Consider the following 25,811-nt stretch of genomic DNA (forward strand, 5'->3'; position numbering starts at 1 on the left):
CAATAAGCCGATGCAAATTCATAACAATACATTGATAGCAGAATGTACGTCTTACGATTTCAAGAAGATGCTGGAACGCAAGAAAGTGAAGTCGTGGCTCAAATCCGTGTCGGCTTTCGCCAATACGGACGGTGGCAGTTTGTTCTATGGAGTAAACGATGACGGAGTGATTGTAGGTTTGGAGAATCCACAAGCAGATGCCGACTTTATCAGTGAAATGATAAAGGCAAGACTTGACCCTGTACCGGAAGTTCAACTTATCCCGATCGAACATGAAGGACGTACCCTGCTTGAAGTGAAAGTAAAGGCGGGAACGCTGACACCATATTATTATTATCAAGACGGAACACGTACAGCTTATACACGAGTCGGTAATGAAAGTGTAGAGTGCAATTCGCAACAACTTCTTTCATTGGTATTAAAAGGTACGCACATGACCTGGGATTCGCTGCCTACACAAGTAGATGCTAACAAACATTCTTTCGTTATCCTTGCCAACGCTTTTCGCGAACAAACTCATCAGGAATGGAATGATAAGTATTTGGAGTCATTCGGACTTGTCACATCTGACGGTAAACTGACCAATGCAGGATTGCTGTTTGTGGATAATTGCACTGTATTCCAATCACGTATTTTCTGCACCCGTTGGACAGGACTTTATAAAGACGATGCTATCAGTTCCGTGGAACATCGGGCAAATCTTGTATTGCTTCTGAAATATGGCATGGATTTCATCAAGAACTACACCATGAGCGGATGGGTCAAAATGCCTGACTATCGCCTCAATCTGCCAGACTATTCCGACCGAGCCATTTTTGAAGGATTGGTAAACCATCTGATTCACAGAGATTACACAGTGATGGGCGGTGAGGTGCATATCGACATCTACGATGACCGTGTGGAATTAGTATCGCCTGGTGCGATGCTTGACGGCACACAGATCCAAGACCGTGATATCTATAATGTCCCATCTTTACGCCGCAACCCCGTCATTGCCGATATGTTTACCCAACTCGACTACATGGAGAAGCGTGGTTCCGGTCTGCGCAAGATGCGTGAACTGACCGAGAAGTTGCCCAACTTCTTACCCGGCAAAGAACCTCTCTATAAAACCGAAGCATCCTCTTTTTTCACCACCTTCTATAATCTGAATTGGGGCGAGAATGGTAGAATCTCCGTAGAAGAGGTGGCCGACAGGGTAAATAGTACCCTCAAAAAGTACCCTGTAAACGGAGGAGGTTCGGAGAAAAAGTTCGGTGTAAACGAAAAAAGTTCGGAGAAAAGGTTCGGTGTAAATGCTGAAAGGTTCGGTGTAAACGAAAAAAGTTCAGAGAAAAGGTTCGGTGTAAAAGGAGAGGATGCATCTAAAAGAGTTAGCAGGACAGGGCAAAAAATAATAGACTTAGTTATTTCCGACCCTTCTATAACAGCAGAAGCAATGTCTGTAAAAATTGGCGTGTCCAAGCGGGCAGTTGAAAAGAACATCAAAGAGTTGCGTGAGAGGGGCATTCTCGTCCATGAAGGTTCTGACAAGGCAGGCTATTGGCGTATCATCGTAAAACCATAATAGGGAGGACGTGACACATGACAATCTTTATCTTGGTCTCCATCTTATTGGTCGCAGCTTTGGCGATAGCCTTGCTTATGGGCGTTTCTCCTGCGAGTCAAAAAGTCAAAGTCCGGACAATGTATTTCGGAGCTGCGCTTATGCTCGTAGTTGCTCTTGTCGTCTGCGACTATATTGATACTTTGCCGGATTTTCCGTCCAAGTTCCGATTTCATGCGGTACTGGTACTTACCGTAACCGTAGGTTATCTCTGCATTGCCATTGCTTGTATGGAAAAGTACAATGTCCTAAAGCGTAAGAATCGCGTGCTTGAAGAAGCTCTTACTGAAAAAGAGCAAGAGAAAGTATCCATTCTGATGGAACGTCAAAGCAAGCAGCAACAGGCACTCCAAAAAGGCGAACTTGAATGGTTTGCCGGAAAAATCAAGATGTTCAGTGAAGAGGAGCAAAAGGCGATTCTTGCCAGTTCCTACGCATTTGCAGAACATGACTTGATTCTTCCGCCTTCAATTACAATCCAACCCAATGATATGTGCAGTCAGCAAGAACTCATGTATTACGTTTACTCCGCTTTCTCTAACATGGGCAAGAAACGCTGCGATATTGTGAGTTTCTTATGTCAGGTTTTTAAGGCATACTTTCCTGCTGGTGAGACTTCTGTATCAAAGAAGATGCCGGGATTGGATAAGGTTAAGGAGAGAAGAGAGAAAGAAAATAACGCATCAAAATTATCGTCTGAGAAAGTCTGAATTATAATGAATATCCGAACCGTGTGATTAAGTAAATTTATAGTCAAAAGTAAGTGAAGTGCGAATAATTGCCCTTACAAATATATTAAAATATCATGGAATTTATTAAAAGTAAGACAACCAATTTGTATCCTATTATACTTCTTCAATCATCCAACCGAGTTTATCTTCAACATATTTTCTGAATTTGTCGAACTGATTACCCCATTGATGACAGACCGCAAATACAACCCCATCGATAGTCGTAAATCGACTTGAAGGGTCGAGGAAGTAACGTTTCTCGTCATCGAATCCTTTTTTTATGCGATATTGTATGCTCTCAACGGTATTTATAACTCCATAGCTACCTTGAAGCTCTTTAGGAAATACATCAAGCATTTCACGCCAAGTTACTCTAGGATGGAATCTCATATAAAGGGAAACGACAGAATGTACGGTTCGACGCTTGTTCTGTGGTTCGCCCCCGTTCAGAGAATATTTTGCGCGACCTGTAGCCGCCATATTATTCGAATGCCTTATTTCATGGGCTGATGATGTTGCCGTTGGTTCGTTGTCATCCTTTTCTTCTATGTCGAAGGTAACCTCTGTGCCCAAATATTCACCAATCTGTTTCATCAGCTCAATTTTATTTGTTGTACTGCTATGAGTATTGAGCCAATAGCCTCCATTTAAGGGCTTGCAAAATGTGATATATTTTAGGTTTCTAGTCTTATCAACAAGATAGCCACCACGGAAAGGAATCTTCATTTGGTACACTAATTTCGGGCCAACAATATTGATAAATTCGATGAACTTTTCGGTGGAGTTGCCGTTTGAGATTATATAATCATTAAAAGAAATAGAATTGATGACAATCCAAGGGGCACGAGTTTGCGTATCTGTCTCTTTTATGGGCTCAGTAGGTGAAACCATTTCTGCTTTGAGGATTGGTTCGACATCCGTCTCTTTTTTATCCGAAAAGTATGTCTCAATGAACTGGATATATAGACGAATAGTTTGAGGAGAACCCGAATTTGTTCTCTTAGCCTCAAAGTCGGCCTGAACATCGTCATAAAGTTGTGATAGTATTCGTAGGTCTGTTAGATTATAGAGATAGCCGGAATGATGATATTTTAAGATCTTATTCCGCATGTAATTACTTCTAGTAGCTGTGCAATACACATTGACCGTAGATGGAGAATAGCTTCGTCCGTGATTATTTTTTATCATTGATAAAAAAGTACGAAAACCTTCTAATGTACATTTGATGTTTTTTACAGCTATGCTTTGCTCTAACTCGTATTTTGCGGGAACTACAACAATGTTTGATGGAGAAAGATTTTCTGTATATACATCTGTCATTTTGTCTTTAATAAAATTGCGTACTTCCAACTCATGCTTCTTGGAGAAAATCCAACCAGCACCTTCGCGCAGCCTATCATTAAAATATCCACCTATCTCTTTGAATTTTTCAGAGTAACGCATGGTATCGCCATACACAGCTATGGCCTTGTCAGAATATTCAACTATGCGAACAATTGCATCTGTAGCAGATGCGGAAGTAGGTTTCAGAGAGATAATCGCCGAATAAGTAGCATCTGTTTTCTGCATCTCAATAATACTATCATCTTGGGAACCACATTCGTATTTGTCTCGGACAAATACTGTAGAGCCGGATTTGCAGAAAGAATAATCAAGCTGCTTCTCGCCATCGAATTGCAAACTCATATCAACCGAGCACCTCAACCAAGATATCTTGCGGCTTAGAGTTTTCATCATTTCCGGAAACACATTTTCTTTGAGATATTGCAATTCAATGTTGTTGATTTCTTTACGTATTTCTGCAACAACATCCTCCCCGGCCTCTTTCAGTCTGTCGAGAGATTCATATAGCTCTTTCAGCTTTGATATGTCAGTATTAGACAGCATTACTTTAATTCAAATATTGGCATGGGTTTGGAAAAGGAACTTTCACTGTCGATGTTTGCACATTGACGACGAATAATATCTCTACGATGAACAGCCGGTTTCAAACAATATGTATAGAACTCAGCAATATCCATATCCTCCTTTTTGAGAACGTGTGGAAACAGAAGCTTCAGATAGGCTGAGGCAATACGCTTTACGGCTTTCAGATGGCGCATATCGGCACCCTCCGGAACTGCGATAGATTGATTTACAATTGTGGCATACTCCGTTGCGGTTCTGAGTTGGTGGAGGACCTCCGAAAAGAATTCTACGTTTAAGGTCCAGTCGCGCAGTGCCATGTCATTGGTAATGCGTGGAAGTAACCAACCTTCTATGAAACCGTGGAATCGGTCGAGAAGAGCAGACTCTTTAAATGCTTCTGGAAGTTCTTCTACATAGTTATCGGACATTGGGAAACCATCTTCCGATAAAGATATATTACCAAGAAGAATCAGGCCACACTCAGACATGAATTCGAAATTATCAATGTTGGTCTTACCATATTCGAGATAGTTTTTAAGGATAGAACGCATCTCCATGGGATCAGTAAAAGTAATAGACTGAATCTCATCAAGTGCAACAAGGTCATGATGGAACATAATTCCCGGTGTCTTGCGTGACTTGTCATAAAAGAGCTTGGCACGGGAAACTTTACCCCCACCAATGAGCCAAACGAACTTTGATAAATTACCGAAAACATAGGATTTACCGGTGCCCTTGGGTGCTAGTTCAATCAAGTTTAGACGAGGTTCGATGAATGGTAGCAAACGAGCCAGAAACTCCAGTTTTTGAGTTTTGCCCGAAAAGGCTGAAGGGGTGTACTCCATAGCCGAAATAAGCACATCAATCCATTCATCGGTTGTAAATTTCTTACGGCACTCTCTGAACGAATTGAGATCGAGACGTTCGAGTGGACGGAAAGGTTTATATTTCGACATTTCAATATACCCCTTCTCCTTATCTTGCGGTGGAATATAAACAAGTTTGATAATTCCCCATTTTTCTCCGTCAATCAAATCATCGGGATTTTGGTCTACAACATACTGTGGTATATCCGTATCCGCCATCTTTATACCCATTTCCGGAATTTGGAACTGTGTCTTGTTTTTGGCGATATTTGTGCTTATCTCAAAACGAGTAAGCAGAGTAATAACATCGCCTTGCATGAGACGGCTGCGAATAGCATTCGGATTAAGAGGTATGTGTTCATCGAGGAATCTAACAAGATCATCACGACGTAGTTTGCCGTTCTGATCAATATGCGTGGCTATCAGATAGTCCTTGACGAATGAGGGCAGATTACGGCCAACGAATACTTCATTGTTGGCTGGATTCTTATAGACAGCAGATTCTCTGAAAACCTGCCTGATTTTATCACCAATTTCACTCATAATTAAAAGTCATCTAAATCAAGACCTGAGCTAAAGCCCATACCAAAGAATTCAATTTCCAATTGCACAGGTTTCCCTCTGAAAGGAATGACCGTGATGTGATGTTTGCCCTCGGTTGCATTGGAGATGATACCCTCCCATTGCATGCCATGGCGAATAAGAGCTATCTCTTGGCCATTGAATATGGCCTTGGAGGACTGAGGCTCAGGAATAATCTTAAATGCGACCTTCCTGTCGGAAATGGGCACCTTAGCCTCGACTGGTACAATCGTGTATTTTAGAAACTTCGAGGCATCATCATTGGAAATAACAATGAATGGAACAAGCACTTCTTCAGGCGTGGCACCGCCATGTACCTCGTGTGTCGGTTTGACACCAAGCGACTGATGTCTGAGAGCGACTTTATATTTCTTATGGTCGCGTTCATTTTCGTGAACCACGAAATTGATATCGCTGACCATCGTACAATCATCTGCAAGGGGTGCATATCGGCCTTCATGCTTTGTTTTGGAATCAATCTTCAGTGAGTCGCACTTGCGGGACATGGAACTAAGTCCATGATCCGACACGATGGCAATAGTGTGTTTACCTACTTTATTATCGTCAAGAATTTTGTGGATAACTGCTTTAACAGTTTCCAACTCTGCAACTAGGGTCGCATATTTTTGATAGTGGCCTTCGTGCGCCAGTTCGTCGAGCGCATTAAGTTTAAAGATAAGATGATTGTTGACATCAAACGAGTTAAGATGTGTATTCGATGGAATGGTAGTACGCGCGATTTGTGAAAGCACGGCTTCATAACCACTCTGTGAGTTTTCGAGCAGATAGTGAATGAACGGAATAAATTCAGCGCCGAGACCGTCCACCCAATAGATTTTATCTATTGGGTAAACTTTATTATGCTGAATTTCGCTCAGCAAGTCATGACTGTCTTGAAACGAGTAGTACCAATTATAAAAAGAGTCTGCACTTGCGTTACGCTCATCCACAATAGCTTTGAGCTCATCGGTGTAATTATCGGCCATTTTTGCCCTGCGGAATTGCTGCAGATAATCAGCGACCCATGAAGCCGGAACTTTGGTCGCAACAGCTTCAAAGGGAGTAAGATATCCAGTGAGGTCAGGATAAAAATCTTTAAGGTGAGAAAGCCCGAAGTCTTTCTCTGCCCTAAGAACATACCAACCGAGGAACAGGACTTTCTCAAAGTCAAAGGTGGCTGTACAAATTCGTTTCGCCTGAGAAAGGCTGTCATCCTTCTGAGCTATTTCAATGATATGCTCTTTGAGCCAAGACTGATGTTCCTCTGGAACAAGTGCACGGAACAAATCGCGCTGAGATTGCATAATGTTTTTGCGACTGTCAAAGTTTTGAAGACGTTCCGCATTAGTCATATAGAAAATCCGCTCAGTAAAGTTAACAAACAATGTGTTGGCGATCTTAAAATCGTCTATTTCCTGAAGTATGTTTCGCATATAGCCTGACAGTTCGTTCTCTTGGTATGTAAGAGCGTAAGCTTTCAGCAACCAGCGACCATAGGCAGGTGTACCGTCATCAGCCCAAAACGAAAGAATGTCATTGACGGTTATCGTTTTGCGATTAAATAGATCTTCAACATATTGTGAAAAATCGAACATCTGAGCAGCATTTTTGCCGATGCTTTGAAGCAGATCGTCCCAATATTCAAGTTCGTCTTCCTTGTATTCGATAGGCAACGATATTTCAAGGAAATCGGTGATGAACTCATGCGAATTGTCAACGGGCTGGAACGTGAATATTGAGTCCGGCTTGGCGTTTTGCCAGCGGTTTAGAATTGGTGATGCTCCACAAAGAATTTTATCCTTGGGTGCCTGCTTCTTCCAAAAGCTGAGCCAATCACGCATGGTAGTCAGAGAGCATATATTAAGCTTATCAGGGATAATGTAATCTTTGAACTTTGAGACGTACACCATTACCTTGTCGTCCTTAGGTGTATAATATTGCCAAATGGGGGCGCTTTCTTCAATACGGCCAAAGGATTTGAGAAAATCCGTAAATCGGTTATGTAGTCCGATAATGGGAATATAGATTCGCTTTTGAGGATGCGCAATATCTTCTGACAAAATAATATCATTGAAAAAGCCCTTGAACTCGCTCTCTTTAAAGAATCGAGCAAGTTCAGAAAAGGGCGTGACAATGCTTGAAACTTTCAAGCTCCGCACGGCATCGCTCAGAGTGTCGATGTCAATGGTCTTGTCGGGACCTAACGCAAGCGTTTCAAGATCGAACTTCTTCACACCAAGTTCCCTGATAAGAAACTTAGTGAGTTCTCGGAAAGCATCAAAGCAGTTCAACATAATAAAGCGCACACAATATCGTTGCGCTAGCACATCATGCGACTTTACATCGGTGCTGATAGCCTCTTTAAGGTCATCAAGCGAGTGAAATACTATTACTTTGTCGGTTGCATCCATCTTTTATAATCTGTTGAAAAATTCTGCGGTTTCGGGATACTGCTCGAGAAGGTTTAGAATAGCCATTTGCCACATGGTGTTAGGCATATTTGTGGTTTTAATTTTCTCCTTGGCCTGCTTAACAATGTCTTTAGTTTCGCCATTATTGTCTCCATCATTACCACCGTTGTTACCGTTTTCACCGTTATTACCGCTGCCATTACCATCTTCTCCCCCCTGACCGCCGTTACCAGAAGTCTTACGGATATAGAATTGGTAGATAGCTTTCTCAACATCGGACTCCTTGCGAAATGCAATTTCACTGGGAAGTTGCGAGAGTTTTTCAAGCATCTCGTTCCACCATGCTTTCTCAATTTTGACACCTTCTATGCTATCAACGAAATTTATGAATCCTTTTTCGTAATTGTCAACATTGGTTATAAGTATTAGAAGCTCCACATGATTATTTTTGATGTCACGATAAATCGCTTTGATTTTCTCGACCGAAGGAGCCTCCTGAGCGAAAATTGCAATAAGGGATTGTATTGCATTCTTTAAATCCTCCGACAAACCGGGAATATGAATAAGAGTCCACAGAGGCTGTTTTGCATACAGCTTGCAAAATTCTTGAATGTACCATTTTGCATTGTCGAGACTTTTAACATCATCAAGTTTTGCCTTAATTGTGTGACCAAGGTCGAATGTGTCATAAAGCAACTTGGTAAGGTCACTTTCTTCCTTCGACCCAAAACGGAGAAACATCTTTGAATTCGAGTCAGACTTACCGTCTTTCCACATCTTGAATAAGTCGGTCACCATGGTGCAGAGTGCCTCGTCAGAGATGGGTTGAGATATAGTTGTTTGGAATAACTCAGACTTATATTGGCGGAGAGCGTATGCTATAGCAGCACAGTTCAACATGGATGTGAACATACCATAGGGTGGCTTTATGAACGAAGCGAGCACTACAGGCAGACTGAATTTATCAGCGTATTCCTTGCGTGCTTTCTCCATACATTTTTCTACATGATGATAGATTTCTACCAGCCACGAATGTCCGTTCAGAGCATTTTCCGAAAGCGTTCCATCGGATTTGATAAGTGTATTTCCGTTTTCCTCAAAAAGATATTTTAGCGGCGAGGCACTGCTACTGTGCGACGTTAGCTGATCACGGTTTTGTGCTTGTAGTATTTGCTGGATAACTTTCGGACAGTTGCCGTCTTTATAAAATGTCATGGGAGGCACTACCCCTTTTGGGAAACGCATTGTCTCAAATCCCCTGTTATAAATCTTGGCGCTGAGTTTATTGTTAAGAAGGTCAGGAAGTTGATCAATAGTGCCTTCGCGATAAGACTCACCATTAAAATAGACATTATAGGTATTGTGTCGAAGTTGTGTAATCCACTTGGAAACAAAAGCATGAGCCGCTTTCTCAAATTCCTTAGCCTCAGATTCATTGAAATGGCTACGAGCAACTTTAGATGTGGCCACGGCATCAATGAATTTGTTATAAGACTGTGTTGAGAATGTTTCTTCAGCCAGCACAATAACCAGATTTTCAAATTCTTTTGAGAAATTGTTGAGCAGTGTCGATTTTTTTTCACGGTTTTCTTCATAAAGGGCGAGGAAGAACGCGATATGCATATAGTTGGGCTTGTCAGATGTAAATTTATTCAGCCTACTGCGAAGAAGTTGCTCGCTATCCTCGCATGAGAAGAACTGGACGGCAGTTTCTCGCTTAACAGAAACACCTATTTGGAACAACCCACCGAGGTCTTCTTTACTGATAGTGTCATAATCAAGAACAGAAATAGACGTCTTATAGGCCGACTGTTCGTCCTGGCGGTGTTTGTTCATCTCATTCTGATTGTAGGAAGTGCCGCGAATTTTGAACTCGCCAAAGATATCGCGGACCACAATTTTGTTCTCATCGAGATAGTTCAGGATGTCGATAACTTTACCGTGAGCACGATCGCCGGCAAACACGCAACGGAGCACGTTGTCGTTTGGGGTCATCAGCTCGATTGACTTCTTGAACTTGGGCGATAGTGCGTTAAGCAGCAAAATTACTTTAAAGACTCGCAAATAGTCTTCACCCTGAGCACGTACTTTGTCTTCAAATGAGTTGAACAGACCTGTGAACGCTACACTAGCGGGATCTGCATCAAATGTGGGATAAAAGAAATCCCACAGGGTATCAGCTGTCATCAGCATATCCACATTGTAACAGTTTTCGTTATTGAGGAATGCTTCGAAGCCGGAGTCGCCATCGTGCATAAACTTAATGACGCTTCGATTTGAAGAACCTATAAAGTTCGATACTTCCGAGCAAAGGAAGGCTGTATAAGGATGCATTGGGAGGAGTTCCTTGATATGGCTTACCTGTTCGGCATTGCCATGTGTTAAGAAGTCAAGCACTTCTCCGATTTTTGGAAGTACAGTATTTTTGAACGCCTTAAACTGCTCATTCGATTCGACATCTGGAATAGTAAAGCTGTGACGCATAATCAAATATGTACTCAGACTATCCATTTTATAATCAATTTCATCGAATCGATCACTCATCTTCGTGATGTCCTTCGCCTTATTGTCGGTGCTTTGTGACTCTACGCGGTGCGAGATAAGGAACAGAAATACGTTGTGATGCTGTGATTTCTCTGCAATATTTTGGAGAAGGTTGATTCGGTCGCTTTTCAATGTATCCATTACAGATGTAAATTCATCCCAAAAAATGATGAGCCCGTTAGCAATACAGCGCTTCTCTATTTCCTGTTCAACTTCAGCGAGCCATTCTGCAATCGCCGTTTGCTCAAAAACAGAGCCAATGGTTTCACGGATGGCATTTTCAATGGTAATATACATTCCTGGATTGTAGTTCTTAAGGAATGTAATAGCTTCATCAGCGGTATTAATGTTGTCGGCAAGGTCTTTAGCGTTGGGGATGACTTCTTCCTCAAAAATGCGTCGATGCCCCTCAATCCAGTTTATGGCGGCTGTAAAATCAGAATTGACTACGAAGTCTGGCGCAACAGCCTTGACAGCTTTTGACACTTCGCGCTGTAGCGACAGTGTGAAGCGTGGAATGTCATATGCTTGTTGAACGCCCTTAAGTGTTACGGCGAAGTAGCGTTTATTTTGGCGAAGGTTTCTTACTTGGGATTTAAGCGCCGGATCATTTATATTTTCTATATATGTCTTGATTGAATCATAGTCATCACAAAGCAGGTGCTTGACCACTGCACTTGCGTGACTTTTACCGGTGCCGAAAGTACCGCGTACCCAGATGCTTCTTCTTTTACTTATCTCGCTACTAGTAATTGCGGTGAGCGAGCGTTGGAGCATCTCATTGAACTGAGCCGTTGGGATGAATGATTGCCACGAAGAAGTTCCTTCTTCCAATATGTCATATACCGGAAGGAAGTCCTGCAAGTGGATGAAGTCTGAATATTTTGTTGCCATGAATTTACGGGTCTATTATTTCAACATAAGTTTAATGATATCTTCTGAAGTCAGATCATCACGGAGGATAATATTGTCAAGCCCCATCTTCAGTTCGGCACGGAGTACCTGATTTTGCTCCTGTTCCAGTGAACGAAGGGTTGCCTCAAAATCTTCACGCTCTATGCCGAACTGACAGACGATACCTTCTGTCTGGTTAGGATTGTAGAACTCCGATACGGTTAGCAAATAACGATCGTTTTTCTCAGCGTAACGGTACAACGAGTATGCTGTGGTTACGAGTGAGATATCGTTGTGCGATTTACGGATTACGCCCGGTTTGCGGTCAATCGTAGTAGGTACAGCAACAGCGGATCCCAACGGACTTTCTTTGAACGTATTCAACAGAGAGTTCAATGGATTTTTTAATGTACGATCCTTCAAATCAGGATAAGAGTCTTGAATCATAATTTCAAGCTCATGTTTTGTGACGTTACGACCGTAAGGTATGGTTGAACTAAACCATTTAGCAATCTCAGAGTTTTCAGTGAGATTAACCCAGATGATTTCCCATACAGTTTCGGCATGGTCTGCAAAGGCGTTAGCCATTATTTTGCCAATCGGAGAAATAGATTTATCTGATAAATTGAGAATCCCTGCTTCACGAATCCAGTTAGTGAAAGGAGGAATCTGATAACGTGGATTTAGACCATGGTTATCGTTGTCAAAAAACGTTTCATATGTGGCAAAATATTTTTTTAGCCACGTTTCACGAAGTCCCATGCCGTCGTTGTAACGGTTAATGCCGGATTTAATTGATTGCATTTTATTAGTTTTTTCTCCGCTCGAGATGCTGACCGAACTTGCGGAAAGGCAACCTTTGCCATCAAACTCGATACATTTCAAGCAATGTATACATTTGTTTTTATTAATTTTAACTGTGGGAACAACAGAGAGAGCCCCGGTCGGGCACTCAACTTCGCAAACTTCGCAGTGAATGCAATAAGTAGCTTTATAGAGAACCCTTTTTATGTGGCTTATAAATACCACATCGTTCTCCGTCCCATTTACTTCGACGATTGAAATATTTTGTGAGCCATAAGTTATTTTAAAATTGACTAATCTTTTCTTCTTATAGTTGAGAGTTCCTGAAAAAATATTGTTCTCAAAGTCCCCTTGAATTTCGCCCAATACTCCAAACCAAGTTAAAATATCTTCTCTTGGGTTGGAAATAGTTGCTTTGAAGTCTTGTCCTTCTTCAATGAATGATATGTCCGAGTGGCATTCAACAGTACGACCACCAGCTCTTTCTTTCCATTTGCCTAGCTTGATGTAATTGTCAATGCCATGTACTTTAGACTTTTCTAATGACAAGCGAATGCTGTCAATAAAGGGTTGAATAGAATTCGGATATACTTTTGATGCTATATTCTCGCTCCATTTTGACGAATAAGGACAAATAACACAGCCAACTCTTGAAAACCCTAAACGATATGCTGCGTTAAAAGGAAGTCCTTTAAGGAGAATGTACAAATACGTTTCTGTAACATTCCATGATATAATTGGGCTAACATTGATGATATTGTTATGTTTCACATTTTTGCCAATTCTGCTTCTGTTAGCTCTGTTAACGCTTTCTTCGTTACGAACCCCGTCAAAAAGCATCGCAGAAGGCTGCTTGTCTTCACCGCAGATTTCTTTCAAAAGACGAGCTAGTGGAGCAGACTTCATAATGCTACAACACCAGCGTAAAACACGGCTTGGTGCTCCCATCCTATCCCAATATGACATCAACTCCTGGTGGTTCTTAGAGACGTGGAAACGTAAATCGGGATACTTTTCATGATAAAAAGTCTTCACCTCATCGTACAGTTCTAGTGACGGAGGCAATTCATAACCAGTGTCAGAATAGATAACGACCAAATCTTCGCTGGGAATTACTCTTGTAACAAGGTCTAGAACCACTTGCGAATCCTTACCTCCAGAGAAGGAGCAAACAAAGATGTCTATTTTACTCTTTAGCAAGGCTGATTTCCCAAGTTTCTCTATGTCTTGAATAGGCATAACATCAAAACTATCACAAGACTCTTTTACCACAGCGTGTTCTATTTTAGTCTTTTTCGATAGTGTTGAAGCCAATTCTTGAAAATCCAAATCTGGATTGACCTCTTTTGCCTTTTCCGCAGCCTTATATTTGCGATACTCCCCATTGATAAATTCCATCGCTTCGTGTTCGATAAGAAAAATGGGATCCTCATTGGCTTTATTCAGAGCCTGCATATTGACTGGCTCTATATTGAGCTGAGGATTGACAACAAAAGTAATAGTATGTGATTCAAATAGATCTCCTCCATTAGCTTCAAGTACCATTTCACCTTTGTAAAAATAGCGGCGATCACAGGCCCACAGAAGTGGTTCTTCACAATGAGGGTACCTCCAACCTATTCGATCGAGTCCAAGAAAGTCGAGTTCTTCCCAAAATACGGGACGTGGACAAACACTTAGAGCCTCGCCGGACGGTGGTGCCATCGTTAGGCGAACTCCATTATTTTCTTTATCCCATATAACCTTAAACATACGTAATTACTTAGTTGGACATAATAATTCTCTCACATCCACATCAAGGATGTGAGCTATTTCTTGAAGTTGTGTAACTGACGGCTGAATTTTATTATTACACCATCGCGATATTGTGGTTTCATTTTTACCAACAGCGACACTAAGCTGTTTAGCTGAAATTTGTTTTTCTGCTAATACAGCTTTTATTCGGTTTATCGGTATAGGCTTATCTTCTGTTTTCATTGCATTACAACTTCTTGTAATAAAGTGCAAAGATAGTATAAATATCTGAAAGAGCCAAAGAAGAACCGACAAAACAAAGATATAACACTCAAATCCCTCTATATTAAACTTTCAACACAGCATATTTTACTTTAAGTGTATCATATATATACGCTTAATATAAAATAAGACATCCTCTATATACATCAATAAGCTTGCAAAGAAAAAATTATGTCTATCTATGACACTCATATCCACAATACATACCACAACCTCTATTGTTTTTTTGAAGGCTAGATTCCATATATAGCCACCCTTATATTTTGAATCCAATGGAATTCTGAACATTACTTTTCTACCGTATAACATACAAACTATTGAACATCAAGCTCTAATATATACTACAATTGAAAATGAAAACTCTACGGACAAACTGACGGAAAAACAACATCATTGTTACAAAGCTACCATCCGTTCCAAGAACACAAAACCCAAATTATTGCTGAGGAAAGTTCCTTTTTGCCGAGGCTTCCGCTATCGGCTAAACCATCCACGTCTGCCTGGTCATCCAGATTTGGTGCTGCGTAAATACCGCACGGTCATCTTTGTGAACGGTTGTTTCTGGCATGGCTATGAGAATTGCAAATACTTTCGCCTGCCTAAGACTAACATCGACTTTTGGCAAAAGAAAATTGAACGGAATAAGGAACGTGATAAAAAGGAGCAATGCCAACTCGCTGCTATGGGTTGGCATGGCATCACTATATGGGAATGTCAGCTGAAACCTAAAATCCGGATGCAGACATTGGAATCACTGGCATACACCTTAAATCACATTTATCTTGAAGACCGTAAAGTCAAGACATACGAAATACCAGAAAGCGTCAATAATCTTATGGCGGCAGAACCCAAACCTTCATACGGGAAAACAAAACATCCATAGGATTATCAGATTATTCCGTACTTTTTTTCACTTTTGTGCTAGTTCTTTCCATCAGATACTGATGCTGTTCCTTTACCGCCCGATACATGGAATAATATGCGAATGCTTCCTCCTTATATTTCATGCTGCTGAATGAAGCCGCCACAGCCCATACAAAAATAGCAATGACAACAATTATCACATAACGGAGTTTGAAGTGATAACCACGTAAAAACAATCCATTGACATTGGGTGGTATGATAGCCAGCGGACACCTCAATTCATTAACTCTGGCAAGTATCTCATCCTGCCGTTCAAGAATTCTCTCCGTATTGGCTTCTATCTTCAAGCGATTCGTGTTGTAATCGCAAACATGAACATAGAGATAGTCTATCAGACTAAACTTCTGTTTGAGCAAATTTATCAGTTTGGGTATCCACTTAGAAAAAGGAACTTTGTCCGGCTGCTCTTTCCTCACAGATTTCTTTAATATCGACAAAGCATCGTTCCAGCAGTTACAGAAACTTTTTGCCACACTGTTGTAAACCGTCCGTTCGTCAACGGCTGATTGGGTAATCTGTACATGATTTTGGGAAGTATCATTCAGCTTATTGACGGTTTCCTTCAATTCATTCACACTTTGACGCAAATTTGCGAGATTTGCGGCTATAACATCTTCTTTCATCATCTTCCACGTTTAAGGGGTTTATAAAAAGGTTCATTCTTTGGGCTGTTCTTGTCTTTTTCATCACGCCATCCAAGGCTGTTGCTTGTTCCTCCACCAGCACTGGAAATGATGGCCTGATGAGGTTGAAGCAACAGTTCCTCCGTTAAGCAACCCAATGTCGTGCAAAGGCTGTTAAAGCTCAAGTCACGGTCAAGCGTGGAACCTGCCAAACTGATACCGTCTTGACTGAAAGAAACACCATGCACTTTGTCTGACGCTTGACTTCGGTTAAAACGGATGTCTATATTCCGAACTTTCAATGCAAACAAAAAGTCTTTCCATGAATGGGATTCTGCCAATGCATCCAAAGTTGCGGAACGGAGATTGAGTTTCCATAATTGGTGAGGCCGCAACCTGTTTTTATTTCTCGCCTTACTGTTCTTCGGTGCAAGGTAAAGGCCATATTCTTCCGTCAGCGCACGGCATACTTTCGTGCTGCGTATTCTTTCGTTACTGTCGGAAATGAGGTTGCCGTTGTTGTCTATCCGGTTAAACACCATATGGCAATGGGGATGCTTGGTGTCATGGTGACGGGTTATGATATATTGCGTGTTGCGAATCCCCATCCGCTCCATCCATTTCCGGGCAATCTCCACCATGAGCGCATCTCCTTTCTCATCGTTGGGGAAACGAGCCGCATCTTGTGGTGAGAAGGCCAAAGAAACGTGCTTGACGGGACTTTTCACTTTTGGGCGCATGGATGCTTGTATCTGGAAAGAGTCCGCAATAGTCTTATTACTGACAGTGCAAACACCCTCATGTGCCAACAGCGTAGCACTCTTCTTCTTGTTCTTTTGGTCATTGGCATAGTTCACGATGCCTCCGAAGTCCACTCTCGTTTTAATGTTCGCTATCATGACTATCGTTTTTTATCTGTGCAATAATTCTGCTGATTTCAGTAATGATGGTAATACAATGCTGCCTGACTACTTCCAATCCATGAATGTGCATCTGATGGGCAATCTGATTGACATTATTGGCTATGCCGAACAAGTCACGGATGGCAGAAGCCATTTCCGGGCTGATACGTTGGGTTACCTCACAACCCATTGCCGCCTGATGGCAAAATTCATTGACAGACAGTCCGGCTTGTTCCGCCTTTGACTGAATATAAATGTAGTCGCTTTCATTGAACATGATGCGAAAACATCTCGTGCGCTTCTGGTAACTCGCCAGCTTCGGGCGACCTCCGGGCTTTTTATTTTCTGTATTCATACTGTTTGTTGATATTGATTTTTTGAGTATTTTGAGTGGGCAGTTGTGCCGCTTGCCTCATAGGTTTTAGTGACACTAAAACACAAACTGGCCACTCAAAAAATCTTCCGATATTTACCTTGTTCAATCCGACGCAATTTGCCACTTCTGATGAAGGCTTCTATCCACTTGGCAGCCGTACTGCCGTTCTCACCTAAAGCTAAAACAGCCGCATCGTAATCCTTCTTCGTGAAGGTTTCAGGCAATATATTATAAAGGGTGTTCCTCCGTGTGGCAACACCTGTTTCCTGTAAAGCGGAAGAAGTCTGTTTGTTCTGATTTCCTGACAGATTCCGATAGATAAAGACAGCATGATAGAGCAATGTATCGCAAATATTCATGGCAACAAAATAGTCGGACTCTTGGCAAACCAGTTGGATAATACCATTAGAATCCGCTTGCACATTGTACACGTTCTCCAAATGGCGGACAGCGGTCAGCACCATCATGATGCGGTAAGCAATCAGTCCCATCCGTCTGACTATGCCCTGCATCCGGTTGTCCACTTCGTCACAACATTCTTCATTCACACGGCTAAGATATTCTATGAACTGTTCCTGCAAAGCAGAGGGAAGGGAAAATGCATAGCTGCCATGATTCACGAACTCTTCATGCAGATGACAGAAACGGTCGCCCAATATACGGAACATGGTATTTTTGGATTGGGAAATATCACTTGTGGCAAACACATTTCTGATACCACGCTTAAAACGGATGATGTAAAAACAGAATCGGCTCATCAGTCCGTTCTCCGCATCGGGTATCAACCGCCTTACCTGTTCGGGCGTTCCGGCCAACGCTACAGACACCCTCGGATTGCTGACTTCGCAATACTCCCTATCCTTGCGTCGGCTCAGACTGACCAGCTCATGGTGGAACGCCTTGCGCAGCACATCGGAATAGTTGCCGTAATCCGACTTCAATGTCTGGCTTAACGTGTCACCTTCAGATTCGAACAACAGCCCGACACCGTCATTATCGCCCAATATCTTCAACAAGGAACTTGCGCTGCTATTGGCCGGGATGATAAGCATACGCATAGGCGGCTCGGTCGGCATAGTTACACCGTCCGACTTCTTGCTTTTAATATAGGCGTTCATTGCTTCTTTGTATTCCTGCTCCATCCGTTGCGAAAGCTCATGCAGATTACGGTTAATGGGAGCCACTAACTCACGGCATAAAGTCAACGCTCCTTTGCCCATTCCGGCATCAGCCACAACAAACAAGTAAAGATTGGGGTAAACAATACGCTCATCATATACACCACAGACATTATGGAAGCAAACCGACAGACATATTATCGCTCCTATCAGAATGGTATCGCGGTCGTCCTCCGAAATGGAGTTACCGACAACTTCACATAAAAAAGGCGGCAGTTGCTCGAACACACATTCGGGAAATGCAGGAAGTTCATCTGCCGATTTTATCCATTTGCCCGTTTTGCCATTTTGGTTATTTGGTAAAATGGATAAATCCTGCTCCCCTACCGAACTTAGCGGAATACCTGCCTGTCCAGCCAAATGAAAAAACGAACGGATTGTTATACCTTGTCCTTTGGCTTGCAGGCAACGGGTATATTGCTTGTCTGTTTCTTCCCTTTGATAGTCTGGATGGAAGCGGCTGATACGATGGTAATATTCTCTTCCGTTCTCACCGAATCCGTCAATTAAGGCAAAGCTCAATTCCACCCAATCCTTATATTCTGGTGCGATGTCAACGGCACGTTGTTCTATTTCGCAAATGATACGTTCTATTTCTTCCTCTTTATTATTAGAGGTGGAATTTGGAGCCGGAAGTAATTTAGGAGATGTTGGAACCCTATTCTCAAAAGGGACATTCTCCCAATCTTGGGCGGAAAATATTTTCTTTGACATACTCGTTGTATTTAGGGTTTATATATGCTTGTGGGTCGTAAGGCAGGAAACAGGCGCGCGCCACATCGCTCCCCGACATATCCACCTTTGGCAATCCGGTAGCACGGATGCAGTTGGCAACAGCCTTGAAAAAGCGTGAATGTTCCCATCCTTTCAAATCCACAGGTATAATCCACTTCAATCCATTTCCCGAAGGACTGGTGAACAGCAGTTCCGTATCAAAATATTCGTGATTGAGAATCTGCCGCTTCACTTCCTCCATATTCTCTACATGGTCAAAATCCAGGCACATCAGTCCTGAGTGCGTTATCAGTTCCTTTTCATTCCGCTTGCGGAAAAGACCGGAGAAAGTGCAATAGTCAAAGTGAGAAGCCTTATATTTTTTGACATCCGCAGGAGAAGTCATTGAGCGCAGAGTTCCCGTTTGTGGCTGGGCATAATGGCCAACCACATATCGGTACACATCCACAACGCCTATTGCCCTTAACGGCTCAATGTTCTGAATGGGCTTGCGAAAGAATGAAAAACAATAATCCGTATATTCCATATTATCTGATAATCTTTTTGGATTTGACAAATTGTTCGGCTTCCAGCATGAGGTCGTCCTGTGTCTTGTGGACTTTACTCTTTAACCAATCATCTATTTCCGATTGTAAAAAAGCCAATGCTTTATTTATCTTATGTACAGGTATCTGTTTGGCTGACACCCATCCATAAACCGTTTGCTTGGCTGGATGTGACGGCAGATAGGCACAAAGCTCATCTATATCCATCCATTTAGGTGAATCACTTGCCTGCTTATGCTGCAATGCTTTTACGGTGGACTGCAATTCTTCAACAGTCTTAATCAGGTAGGACAATGCATTTGGCATTTCCTCCAATGAATTTACGGTATAACTCATATTCTCACGTTTTTAAGTTTATGCCGCAAAACTATATGGATGCTTACGGGTGCTAAATAGGTGCCGGACTATCACCACTCTGCCCCTTTGTTACCACATGCAGATTTAAGTTTCATTAAGACACCTGCTCTTATGAAAGGTAACTGATGGAATAAAAACATGAGCGGAATTAGAAAAACAATAGGACTTCGGGGATATAACAAAGAAAACCCCTCAAAAAGCATGGTGCTTCATGAGGGGCAAATGGGTGGTAAATAGAGAATTCCTTTACATAAGTAACTGATGCTCAATGGTGGAAATTAGCACCGCGACCTTTATACGGGCAGGTTATCTATATGTAATGTATTGGCAGCTTTCTCCTTTGCTGCATCCACAATATGAGTATAAATTTGAGTTGTTTTGACATTGGTATGTCCCATTAAAGACTTTATCGTATAAATATCTACGCCGTTTTCAAGGAGCAACGAGGCGAAACTATGACGTCCGCAATGAAAAGTTACGTGCTTCTTTATGCCTGATGCCTCTATCCATTCTTTCAATGGATGGGATATCCAAGAAATATCTGTCAGACCCTCAAACACCAGGCGTTCATCATCATCCGGGCGTTCACCACACAGTTGCAACGCCTGTGCAGTAACGGGCTTACAATCGAGCTTCTTTGTCTTTTGCTGTACAACCACGGCCTGCCACGTTCCTTTGCTTGTCTGCTGAATCTGTTTCCACTTCAACGGCTTTATGTCACTGTGGCGTAAGCCGGTCAGGATTGAGAACAGGAACGCACGTTTCAGCACATCATCCTTGCAGGGCGTATCTACCAGCATCTGCACCTCGTTCATGCTGAGTGCGACACGGGGCTTTTCAATCTGACTAATGCCTTTCACCTTTGCACTGATGTCAACGGTTAGGTATTCATCAATGAATGCTTGTTTCAGTCCGGCCTTGACGATAGAGAAATAAGTGGATGCCGTATTCTGTGAGATTGTGCCTTTCTTGTTACCTCCCATTGGGGCACGGAGCAGGAACATCTTGATGTCCTCAAGTAATTTTACGGAGATGGATTTGAACGGAATGGGATTCCCTTGCGAATAGATTTTCAGCAATTCGCCCACACGCATCCAATTGACGATAATCGAATTTGAACTGTTGGGATGGCGTTTGCTAATGATACCGTTGAAATATTTGATGAAGTCCTGTTCACTACGCTCATTCTGCGCTGCAAGTTCATTCTCCTTATCTGTATAGAGAATGGCACTATCGTACTCATGCTGACGCAACTTCCGGACATTATCGGCATAGATACAGGCCTCTTGGTCGATTGTGGAACGGCATTGAATGATTCCGTTCAAATCACGCTTTGGCTTGTAGTTGAAGCTGCCATCCGGCAAGATGCGTGCGATAGATGACTTGTCCCAAATAGGCGTGGATATAGTCCGGTTGATTGACTCTACCACTCGGCTTGCTCTGTTTGAGCCGTGTTTGTACACAGGATATGATTCGATAATCAGATACCACTCTTCCTTGTATCTCGACCTTCTGAGCTTAACGGTCACTTTAGTGTTAGGCAATGCTTTCTTCATAATGACTTGTATAATTTATCTATTTCTGTTTTTGGCACATAAACATAGTTACCGATTTGACGTGTTGGGATAGAATTACGGCGAATATGCGTAAGTACAGTACCCTCATTGACGTGAAACTTTTGGGCTATTTGTCCGATTGTATAACAGTCCTTGGGGTCAAAAGACAATGCTTCCTTTTTCTTATTCCTTTGCCTAGGTTTCTTCTTGAAGTGCTCATCCATATACTGACGACTTAAACGTGTTTGGCGTTGGCCGAAATTGTGTGACGGAAGAAGTCCTTGCCTGATCATACGATAAAGAGCATCTTTACTGATGCCATAAATCAATACGGCTTCCTTGACGGTCAGATAACCTTTACTCGACGGTATTTGTCTGATTAAAGCCTGACGAATTGCCTCTTTTTCCTTTGCGATTTGCCTTTTCTTGTACGCTTTTTTAGAACAGGCTGAACAACAATACTTTGACATCAACGTAGGAGGAGTGAAGATTTTACCGCACTCTTCACATACTCTTTGGATTTTGTAATTACCTCTTGGCATATCTTTCTCTTTATAAATAGTTTATGTATATTTAAGTTGTACCTTTTCGCCAAATAAGACGTGATGCAAATATGTCGCAAATAAGAGATAAAAAAGGGCGTAAAAAAGGCATAGAAACCAAGAACCCCATAAACGCAAAAAGCGTGCAACTCGTTGAGCTGCACGCTTTTGCTTATTGTTTGTTATTTGTTTACTTATCGGAATCATTTGACTTCCTCAAAATCCGCATCCTGCACATTGTCATTATTCTTGCTTGAACTCTGACCGCTGTTTGCCTGTCCGGCGTTAGGACCAGCCTGGGCGCCGCCCTGAGCTCCTGTCTGCGCATACATTTCAGCGCTTGCTGCCTGGAATGCAGTTTGCAGTTCTGCGCTTGCTGCATCGATGGCAGCCAGATCCTGAGCCTTATGAGCGTCTTTCAGTTTCTGCAGAGCAGCCTCAATAGGAGCTTTCTTGTCGGCAGGAATCTTGTCGCCAAGATCCTTCAACTGATTTTCTGTCGTGAAAATCAAGCTGTCGGCCTGATTCAGCTTGTCGATACGTTCCTTTTCTTTCTTGTCGGCTTCAGCATTTGCTTCAGCCTCTGCTTTCATACGGTCTATTTCTTCCTTGCTCAAGCCAGATGAAGCTTCGATACGGATAGCCTGTTCCTTGCCTGTAGCCTTATCCTTTGCAGACACTTTCAGGATACCGTTGGCATCGATATCGAATGTAACCTCAATCTGAGGAACACCACGGCGAGCCGGAGCAATACCTGTCAGATTAAACTGACCGATAGACTTGTTCTGAGCTGCCATCGGACGTTCACCCTGCAATACATGGATGGTAACTTCTGTCTGGTTGTCGGCTGCTGTAGAGAAGACTTCACTCTTCTTGCACGGAATGGTTGTATTGGCATCAATCAGCTTGGTCATTACACCGCCCATGGTTTCGATACCCAAAGTCAGCGGAGTTACATCCAGCAGTACGATGTTTCCTACACCTGCTTCCTTATTCAACACAGCACCTTGGATAGCTGCACCTACGGCTACCACTTCATCCGGATTCACACCCTTGGAAGGAACTTTGCCGAAGAAGTCCTGAACCAGTTGCTGAACAGCCGGAATACGTGAAGAACCACCTACGAGGATTACTTCATCAATGTCCGAATTGCTCAAGCCCGCATCACTCATCGCTTTCTTACACGGTTCCAGACAAGCCTGAATCAGGTCGTGGGCAAGCTGCTCGAATTTGGCACGGGTCAAAGTCTTAACCAAGTGCTTGGGCACACCGCCTACCGGCATGATATACGGCAGGTTGATTTCGGTAGAAGTAGAAGAAGACAATTCAATCTTTGCCTTTTCTGCGGCTTCCTTCAAACGCTGCATAGCCATCGGGTCTGTAGTCAGGTCAGCGCCTTCATCGTTCTTGAACTCCTGAACCAGCCAGTTGATGATAGCCTGGTCGAAGTCATCACCGCCCAGATGAGTATCACCGTTGGTAGCCAGCACTTCGAACACGCCGCCGCCAAACTCAAGGATTGAAATATCGAACGTACCGCCACCAAGGTCGAACACAGCCACCTTCATATCCTTGTTAGCCTTGTCCACACCGTATGCCAAAGCAGCTGCTGTCGGCTCGTTTACAATACGTTTCACATCCAGACCTGCAATCTGTCCCGCTTCCTTGGTTGCCTGACGCTGAGAATCAGAGAAGTATGCCGGCACAGTAATTACGGCTTCTGTAACCTCCTGGCCCAAATAGTCTTCAGCCGTCTTTTTCATTTTCTGGAGAATCATTGCCGAGATTTCCTGCGGAGTATACAGACGACCGTCGATATCCACACGCGGCGTATTGTTGTCACCTCTCACCACTGAGTAAGGCACGCGAGAGATTTCTTTCTGAACCTGATCGTAAGTTTCACCCATGAAACGTTTGATTGAATATACCGTACGTTTCGGGTTTGTAATGGCCTGACGCTTGGCCGGGTCACCGACTTTACGTTCGCCGCCGTCAACGAAACCTACAACAGAAGGAGTGGTACGTTTGCCTTCACTGTTGGCGATTACCACCGGTTCGTTACCTTCGAAAACTGCTACACATGAATTTGTAGTCCCTAAGTCAATACCAATAATCTTTCCCATAATTGTATCTATTTTATTTGTTTGCTAGTTAAATTGATTCTGCAATGCCGAAGCATTACGCTCTTCATATGACAAATGCCGTGCCAAAAAAAGATCAGTCCGTGCCGAATAAAATTTTCGGACACGGACTGACAAAATGTCTGTTATTCTGACAGAAATCACGCCTATAACATGACACTGCCTAAGAAAGGGGAATCAAAAAAGACAATTGTCCCTACAATGACAGCCACAAGCCATACTAATATAAGGATAAGTTTCGCCACGGTTGACATCGGCTTCCAGTTTCCGAACACCTGCATGAGCACCTGCACCAGTCCTGCAATAGGAATACCTACAACCAACAGGCCGCATACGGCCATCACTCCCGACGTTACCGGAAATGCACTTACCATATTCCAGTCGATGACCGGAGAAAATTCATAAAACAAGGAAGGTACACTCACCAATATGCCCGCTGCAGCAAGCAGAAGGGCAAAAGCCACAATCAGCACAACGAACAGCACGGGAAAGCAGCAGACGGCCAGCAGGATAAGACAAAGTTTCAGGACAAAGCCGAACACGGTTACCAGCACATCTCCTATTTTGTGCAGTAATGACCGGTCTTCCGGACTGGAATCCTTTTTTTCAAATCCTCCGGTCACCGTACGGCCGATATTTTCCATATTGACGGGCTCCCCCCGCATCTGCAGTTTTTCCGTAGCCGTCCGCGCGAGAGGGATAATAATCCATGCCGCCAGATAAACCAAAAGCAGCCACTGGAAAAAACATCCGGCCACAATCAGAAGCAGGCGCAAAGGAACCACATCCCATCCGAGATAGGCAGCAATGCCCGAAGCGACACCTCCCAGCACCTTGTCGTCCGGATTGCGGAACAAGTGGCGGACCACCTTCTCATCCTTGTCCGGTTTCTCTTCTGCAACGTCCTCTTCCGCATCATTCAACTCCTCGGGCTTACCCATGCGGGCGATTATGGCTTCCACATTCTCAACCGTAACCACACGGCTTCCTCCGCTCACACATTCGTCAAAGAGTTCCGCAATGCGGTTTTCCATGTCGCGCACAATTTCCTCCCCTTCCGGATTCTTGCGGAAATGGTAACGGAGGTTATTCAGATAACTGTCGAGAAGGGTATAGGCATCTTCATCTATATTATATACGGTCCCCCCTAAATTTACTGTCAAAGTCTTTTTCATTGCTGTTCGATTTTAATATTGTTCCTTAAATGATTCACCGTATCGGAAAGTTCGTCCCAAGCATTTTCCAATCCTTGCAAGAACTCCACTCCGCCGTCCGTCAGGCTGTAATACTTTCGGGGAGGCCCTTGCGTGGATTCCACCCACTCGTACGAAAGCAACCCGTCGTTCTTCAACCTTGTAAGCAAGGGATAAAGCGTCCCCTCCACCACAATCAACTTGGCTTCCTTCAGCCTCTGGATGATATCGGAAGCATACGAAGCCTCTCTGTGCAGGAGCAGCAGGATGCAATATTCGAGCATCCCTTTGCGCATCTGCGATTTCACATTGTCTACATTCATAAACTGAAACTATTTTGTATGGCACAAATATACGTATAAACAAGATACCTTGCA

Annotated in this window: 20 protein-coding genes; 3 read left to right on the plus strand and 17 right to left on the minus strand. The window is 42.9% G+C overall.

Going from position 1 to position 25,811, the window contains the following annotated elements; all coding sequences use genetic code 11:
• The first annotated feature begins 10 nt into the window (after nt 1-10).
• A complete protein-coding gene (locus QUW60_RS05600; RefSeq protein WP_289559049.1) occupies nt 11-1,567 on the plus strand; it encodes an RNA-binding domain-containing protein in 1,557 nt (518 codons plus the stop codon).
• A 17-nt stretch (nt 1,568-1,584) separates the two neighbouring features.
• Nucleotides 1,585-2,316, plus strand: coding sequence for a hypothetical protein (locus QUW60_RS05605; protein ID WP_289559052.1), 732 nt, complete (start codon nt 1,585-1,587; stop codon nt 2,314-2,316).
• Nucleotides 2,317-2,451: 135 nt separating this feature from the next.
• On the opposite strand, the gene QUW60_RS05610 is transcribed toward QUW60_RS05605, so the two are convergent.
• From QUW60_RS05610 to QUW60_RS05635, 6 genes are read right to left on the minus strand one after another with little or no spacing between them, the layout of a single operon-like run.
• Nucleotides 2,452-4,224 carry a hypothetical protein gene (locus tag QUW60_RS05610; protein WP_289559054.1) on the minus strand — a complete coding sequence of 591 codons (1,773 nt, stop codon included), beginning with the start codon at nt 4,222-4,224 and terminating at the stop codon, nt 2,452-2,454.
• Nucleotides 4,224-5,654, minus strand: a complete 1,431-nt coding sequence (gene brxL, locus QUW60_RS05615) for a BREX system Lon protease-like protein BrxL (protein WP_289559056.1) — start codon at nt 5,652-5,654, stop codon at nt 4,224-4,226. Before brxL ends, QUW60_RS05610 begins: the two co-directional genes overlap by 1 nt.
• 2 nt (nt 5,655-5,656) lie before the next feature.
• Nucleotides 5,657-8,104, minus strand: coding sequence for a BREX-4 system phosphatase PglZ (pglZ, locus tag QUW60_RS05620; protein WP_289559058.1), 2,448 nt, complete (start codon nt 8,102-8,104; stop codon nt 5,657-5,659).
• Between the two features lie 3 nt (nt 8,105-8,107).
• The gene (locus QUW60_RS05625; protein WP_289559060.1) at nt 8,108-11,542 is read right to left on the minus strand and encodes a DUF6079 family protein; all 3,435 of its coding nucleotides are present in this window, start codon (nt 11,540-11,542) and stop codon (nt 8,108-8,110) included.
• 15 nt (nt 11,543-11,557) lie between these two features.
• Nucleotides 11,558-14,098 (minus strand): phosphoadenosine phosphosulfate reductase domain-containing protein, encoded by a 2,541-nt coding sequence (locus tag QUW60_RS05630; RefSeq protein ID WP_289559062.1) that lies wholly within the window; start codon nt 14,096-14,098, stop codon nt 11,558-11,560.
• 6 nt (nt 14,099-14,104) lie between these two features.
• Nucleotides 14,105-14,323 (minus strand): helix-turn-helix transcriptional regulator, encoded by a 219-nt coding sequence (locus tag QUW60_RS05635; RefSeq protein ID WP_289559064.1) that lies wholly within the window; start codon nt 14,321-14,323, stop codon nt 14,105-14,107.
• A 412-nt stretch (nt 14,324-14,735) separates the two neighbouring features.
• Between QUW60_RS05635 and QUW60_RS05640 the strand changes: the two genes are divergently transcribed.
• Nucleotides 14,736-15,245 carry a very short patch repair endonuclease gene (locus tag QUW60_RS05640; protein ID WP_289559149.1) on the plus strand — a complete coding sequence of 170 codons (510 nt, stop codon included), beginning with the start codon at nt 14,736-14,738 and terminating at the stop codon, nt 15,243-15,245.
• Between the two features lie 10 nt (nt 15,246-15,255).
• On the opposite strand, the gene QUW60_RS05645 is transcribed toward QUW60_RS05640, so the two are convergent.
• The 11 genes from QUW60_RS05645 to QUW60_RS05695 form a co-directional block, all read right to left on the minus strand.
• On the minus strand, nt 15,256-15,909 hold the full coding sequence (locus QUW60_RS05645) for a hypothetical protein (RefSeq protein ID WP_289559151.1): 654 nt from the start codon (nt 15,907-15,909) through the stop codon (nt 15,256-15,258).
• A complete protein-coding gene (locus tag QUW60_RS05650; RefSeq protein WP_289559066.1) occupies nt 15,909-16,808 on the minus strand; it encodes a relaxase/mobilization nuclease domain-containing protein in 900 nt (299 codons plus the stop codon). Before QUW60_RS05650 ends, QUW60_RS05645 begins: the two co-directional genes overlap by 1 nt.
• Entirely contained in the window at nt 16,792-17,166 is a 375-nt protein-coding gene (locus QUW60_RS05655; protein WP_289559068.1) for a MobC family plasmid mobilization relaxosome protein, read from the minus strand. Before QUW60_RS05655 ends, QUW60_RS05650 begins: the two co-directional genes overlap by 17 nt.
• A gap of 95 nt (nt 17,167-17,261) precedes the next feature.
• Nucleotides 17,262-19,079, minus strand: a complete 1,818-nt coding sequence (locus tag QUW60_RS05660; RefSeq protein ID WP_289559070.1) for a DUF3987 domain-containing protein — start codon at nt 19,077-19,079, stop codon at nt 17,262-17,264.
• Entirely contained in the window at nt 19,030-19,626 is a 597-nt protein-coding gene (locus tag QUW60_RS05665; protein ID WP_204461789.1) for a BT4734/BF3469 family protein, read from the minus strand. Before QUW60_RS05665 ends, QUW60_RS05660 begins: the two co-directional genes overlap by 50 nt.
• Before the next feature lies 1 nt (nt 19,627).
• Complete coding sequence (gene mads1 / locus QUW60_RS05670) at nt 19,628-19,981, minus strand: methylation-associated defense system helix-turn-helix domain-containing protein MAD1 (protein WP_182101426.1); 354 nt, start codon at nt 19,979-19,981, stop codon at nt 19,628-19,630.
• 314 nt (nt 19,982-20,295) lie between these two features.
• A complete protein-coding gene (locus tag QUW60_RS05675) occupies nt 20,296-21,558 on the minus strand; it encodes a site-specific integrase (RefSeq protein ID WP_204461790.1) in 1,263 nt (420 codons plus the stop codon).
• On the minus strand, nt 21,555-22,100 hold the full coding sequence (locus tag QUW60_RS05680; protein ID WP_289559076.1) for a helix-turn-helix domain-containing protein: 546 nt from the start codon (nt 22,098-22,100) through the stop codon (nt 21,555-21,557). Before QUW60_RS05680 ends, QUW60_RS05675 begins: the two co-directional genes overlap by 4 nt.
• 203 nt (nt 22,101-22,303) lie before the next feature.
• Nucleotides 22,304-24,223 carry a molecular chaperone DnaK gene (dnaK, locus tag QUW60_RS05685; protein ID WP_258337023.1) on the minus strand — a complete coding sequence of 640 codons (1,920 nt, stop codon included), beginning with the start codon at nt 24,221-24,223 and terminating at the stop codon, nt 22,304-22,306.
• Between the two features lie 164 nt (nt 24,224-24,387).
• Complete coding sequence (locus QUW60_RS05690) at nt 24,388-25,416, minus strand: PspC domain-containing protein (RefSeq protein ID WP_289559079.1); 1,029 nt, start codon at nt 25,414-25,416, stop codon at nt 24,388-24,390.
• Entirely contained in the window at nt 25,413-25,757 is a 345-nt protein-coding gene (locus tag QUW60_RS05695; protein WP_258337025.1) for a PadR family transcriptional regulator, read from the minus strand. Before QUW60_RS05695 ends, QUW60_RS05690 begins: the two co-directional genes overlap by 4 nt.
• Between the last annotated feature and the right edge of the window lie 54 nt (nt 25,758-25,811).

It is taken from the genome of Bacteroides gallinaceum (assembly GCF_030373775.1).
In the GTDB taxonomy this organism is placed as follows: Bacteria; Bacteroidota; Bacteroidia; order Bacteroidales; family Bacteroidaceae; genus Phocaeicola; species Phocaeicola excrementipullorum.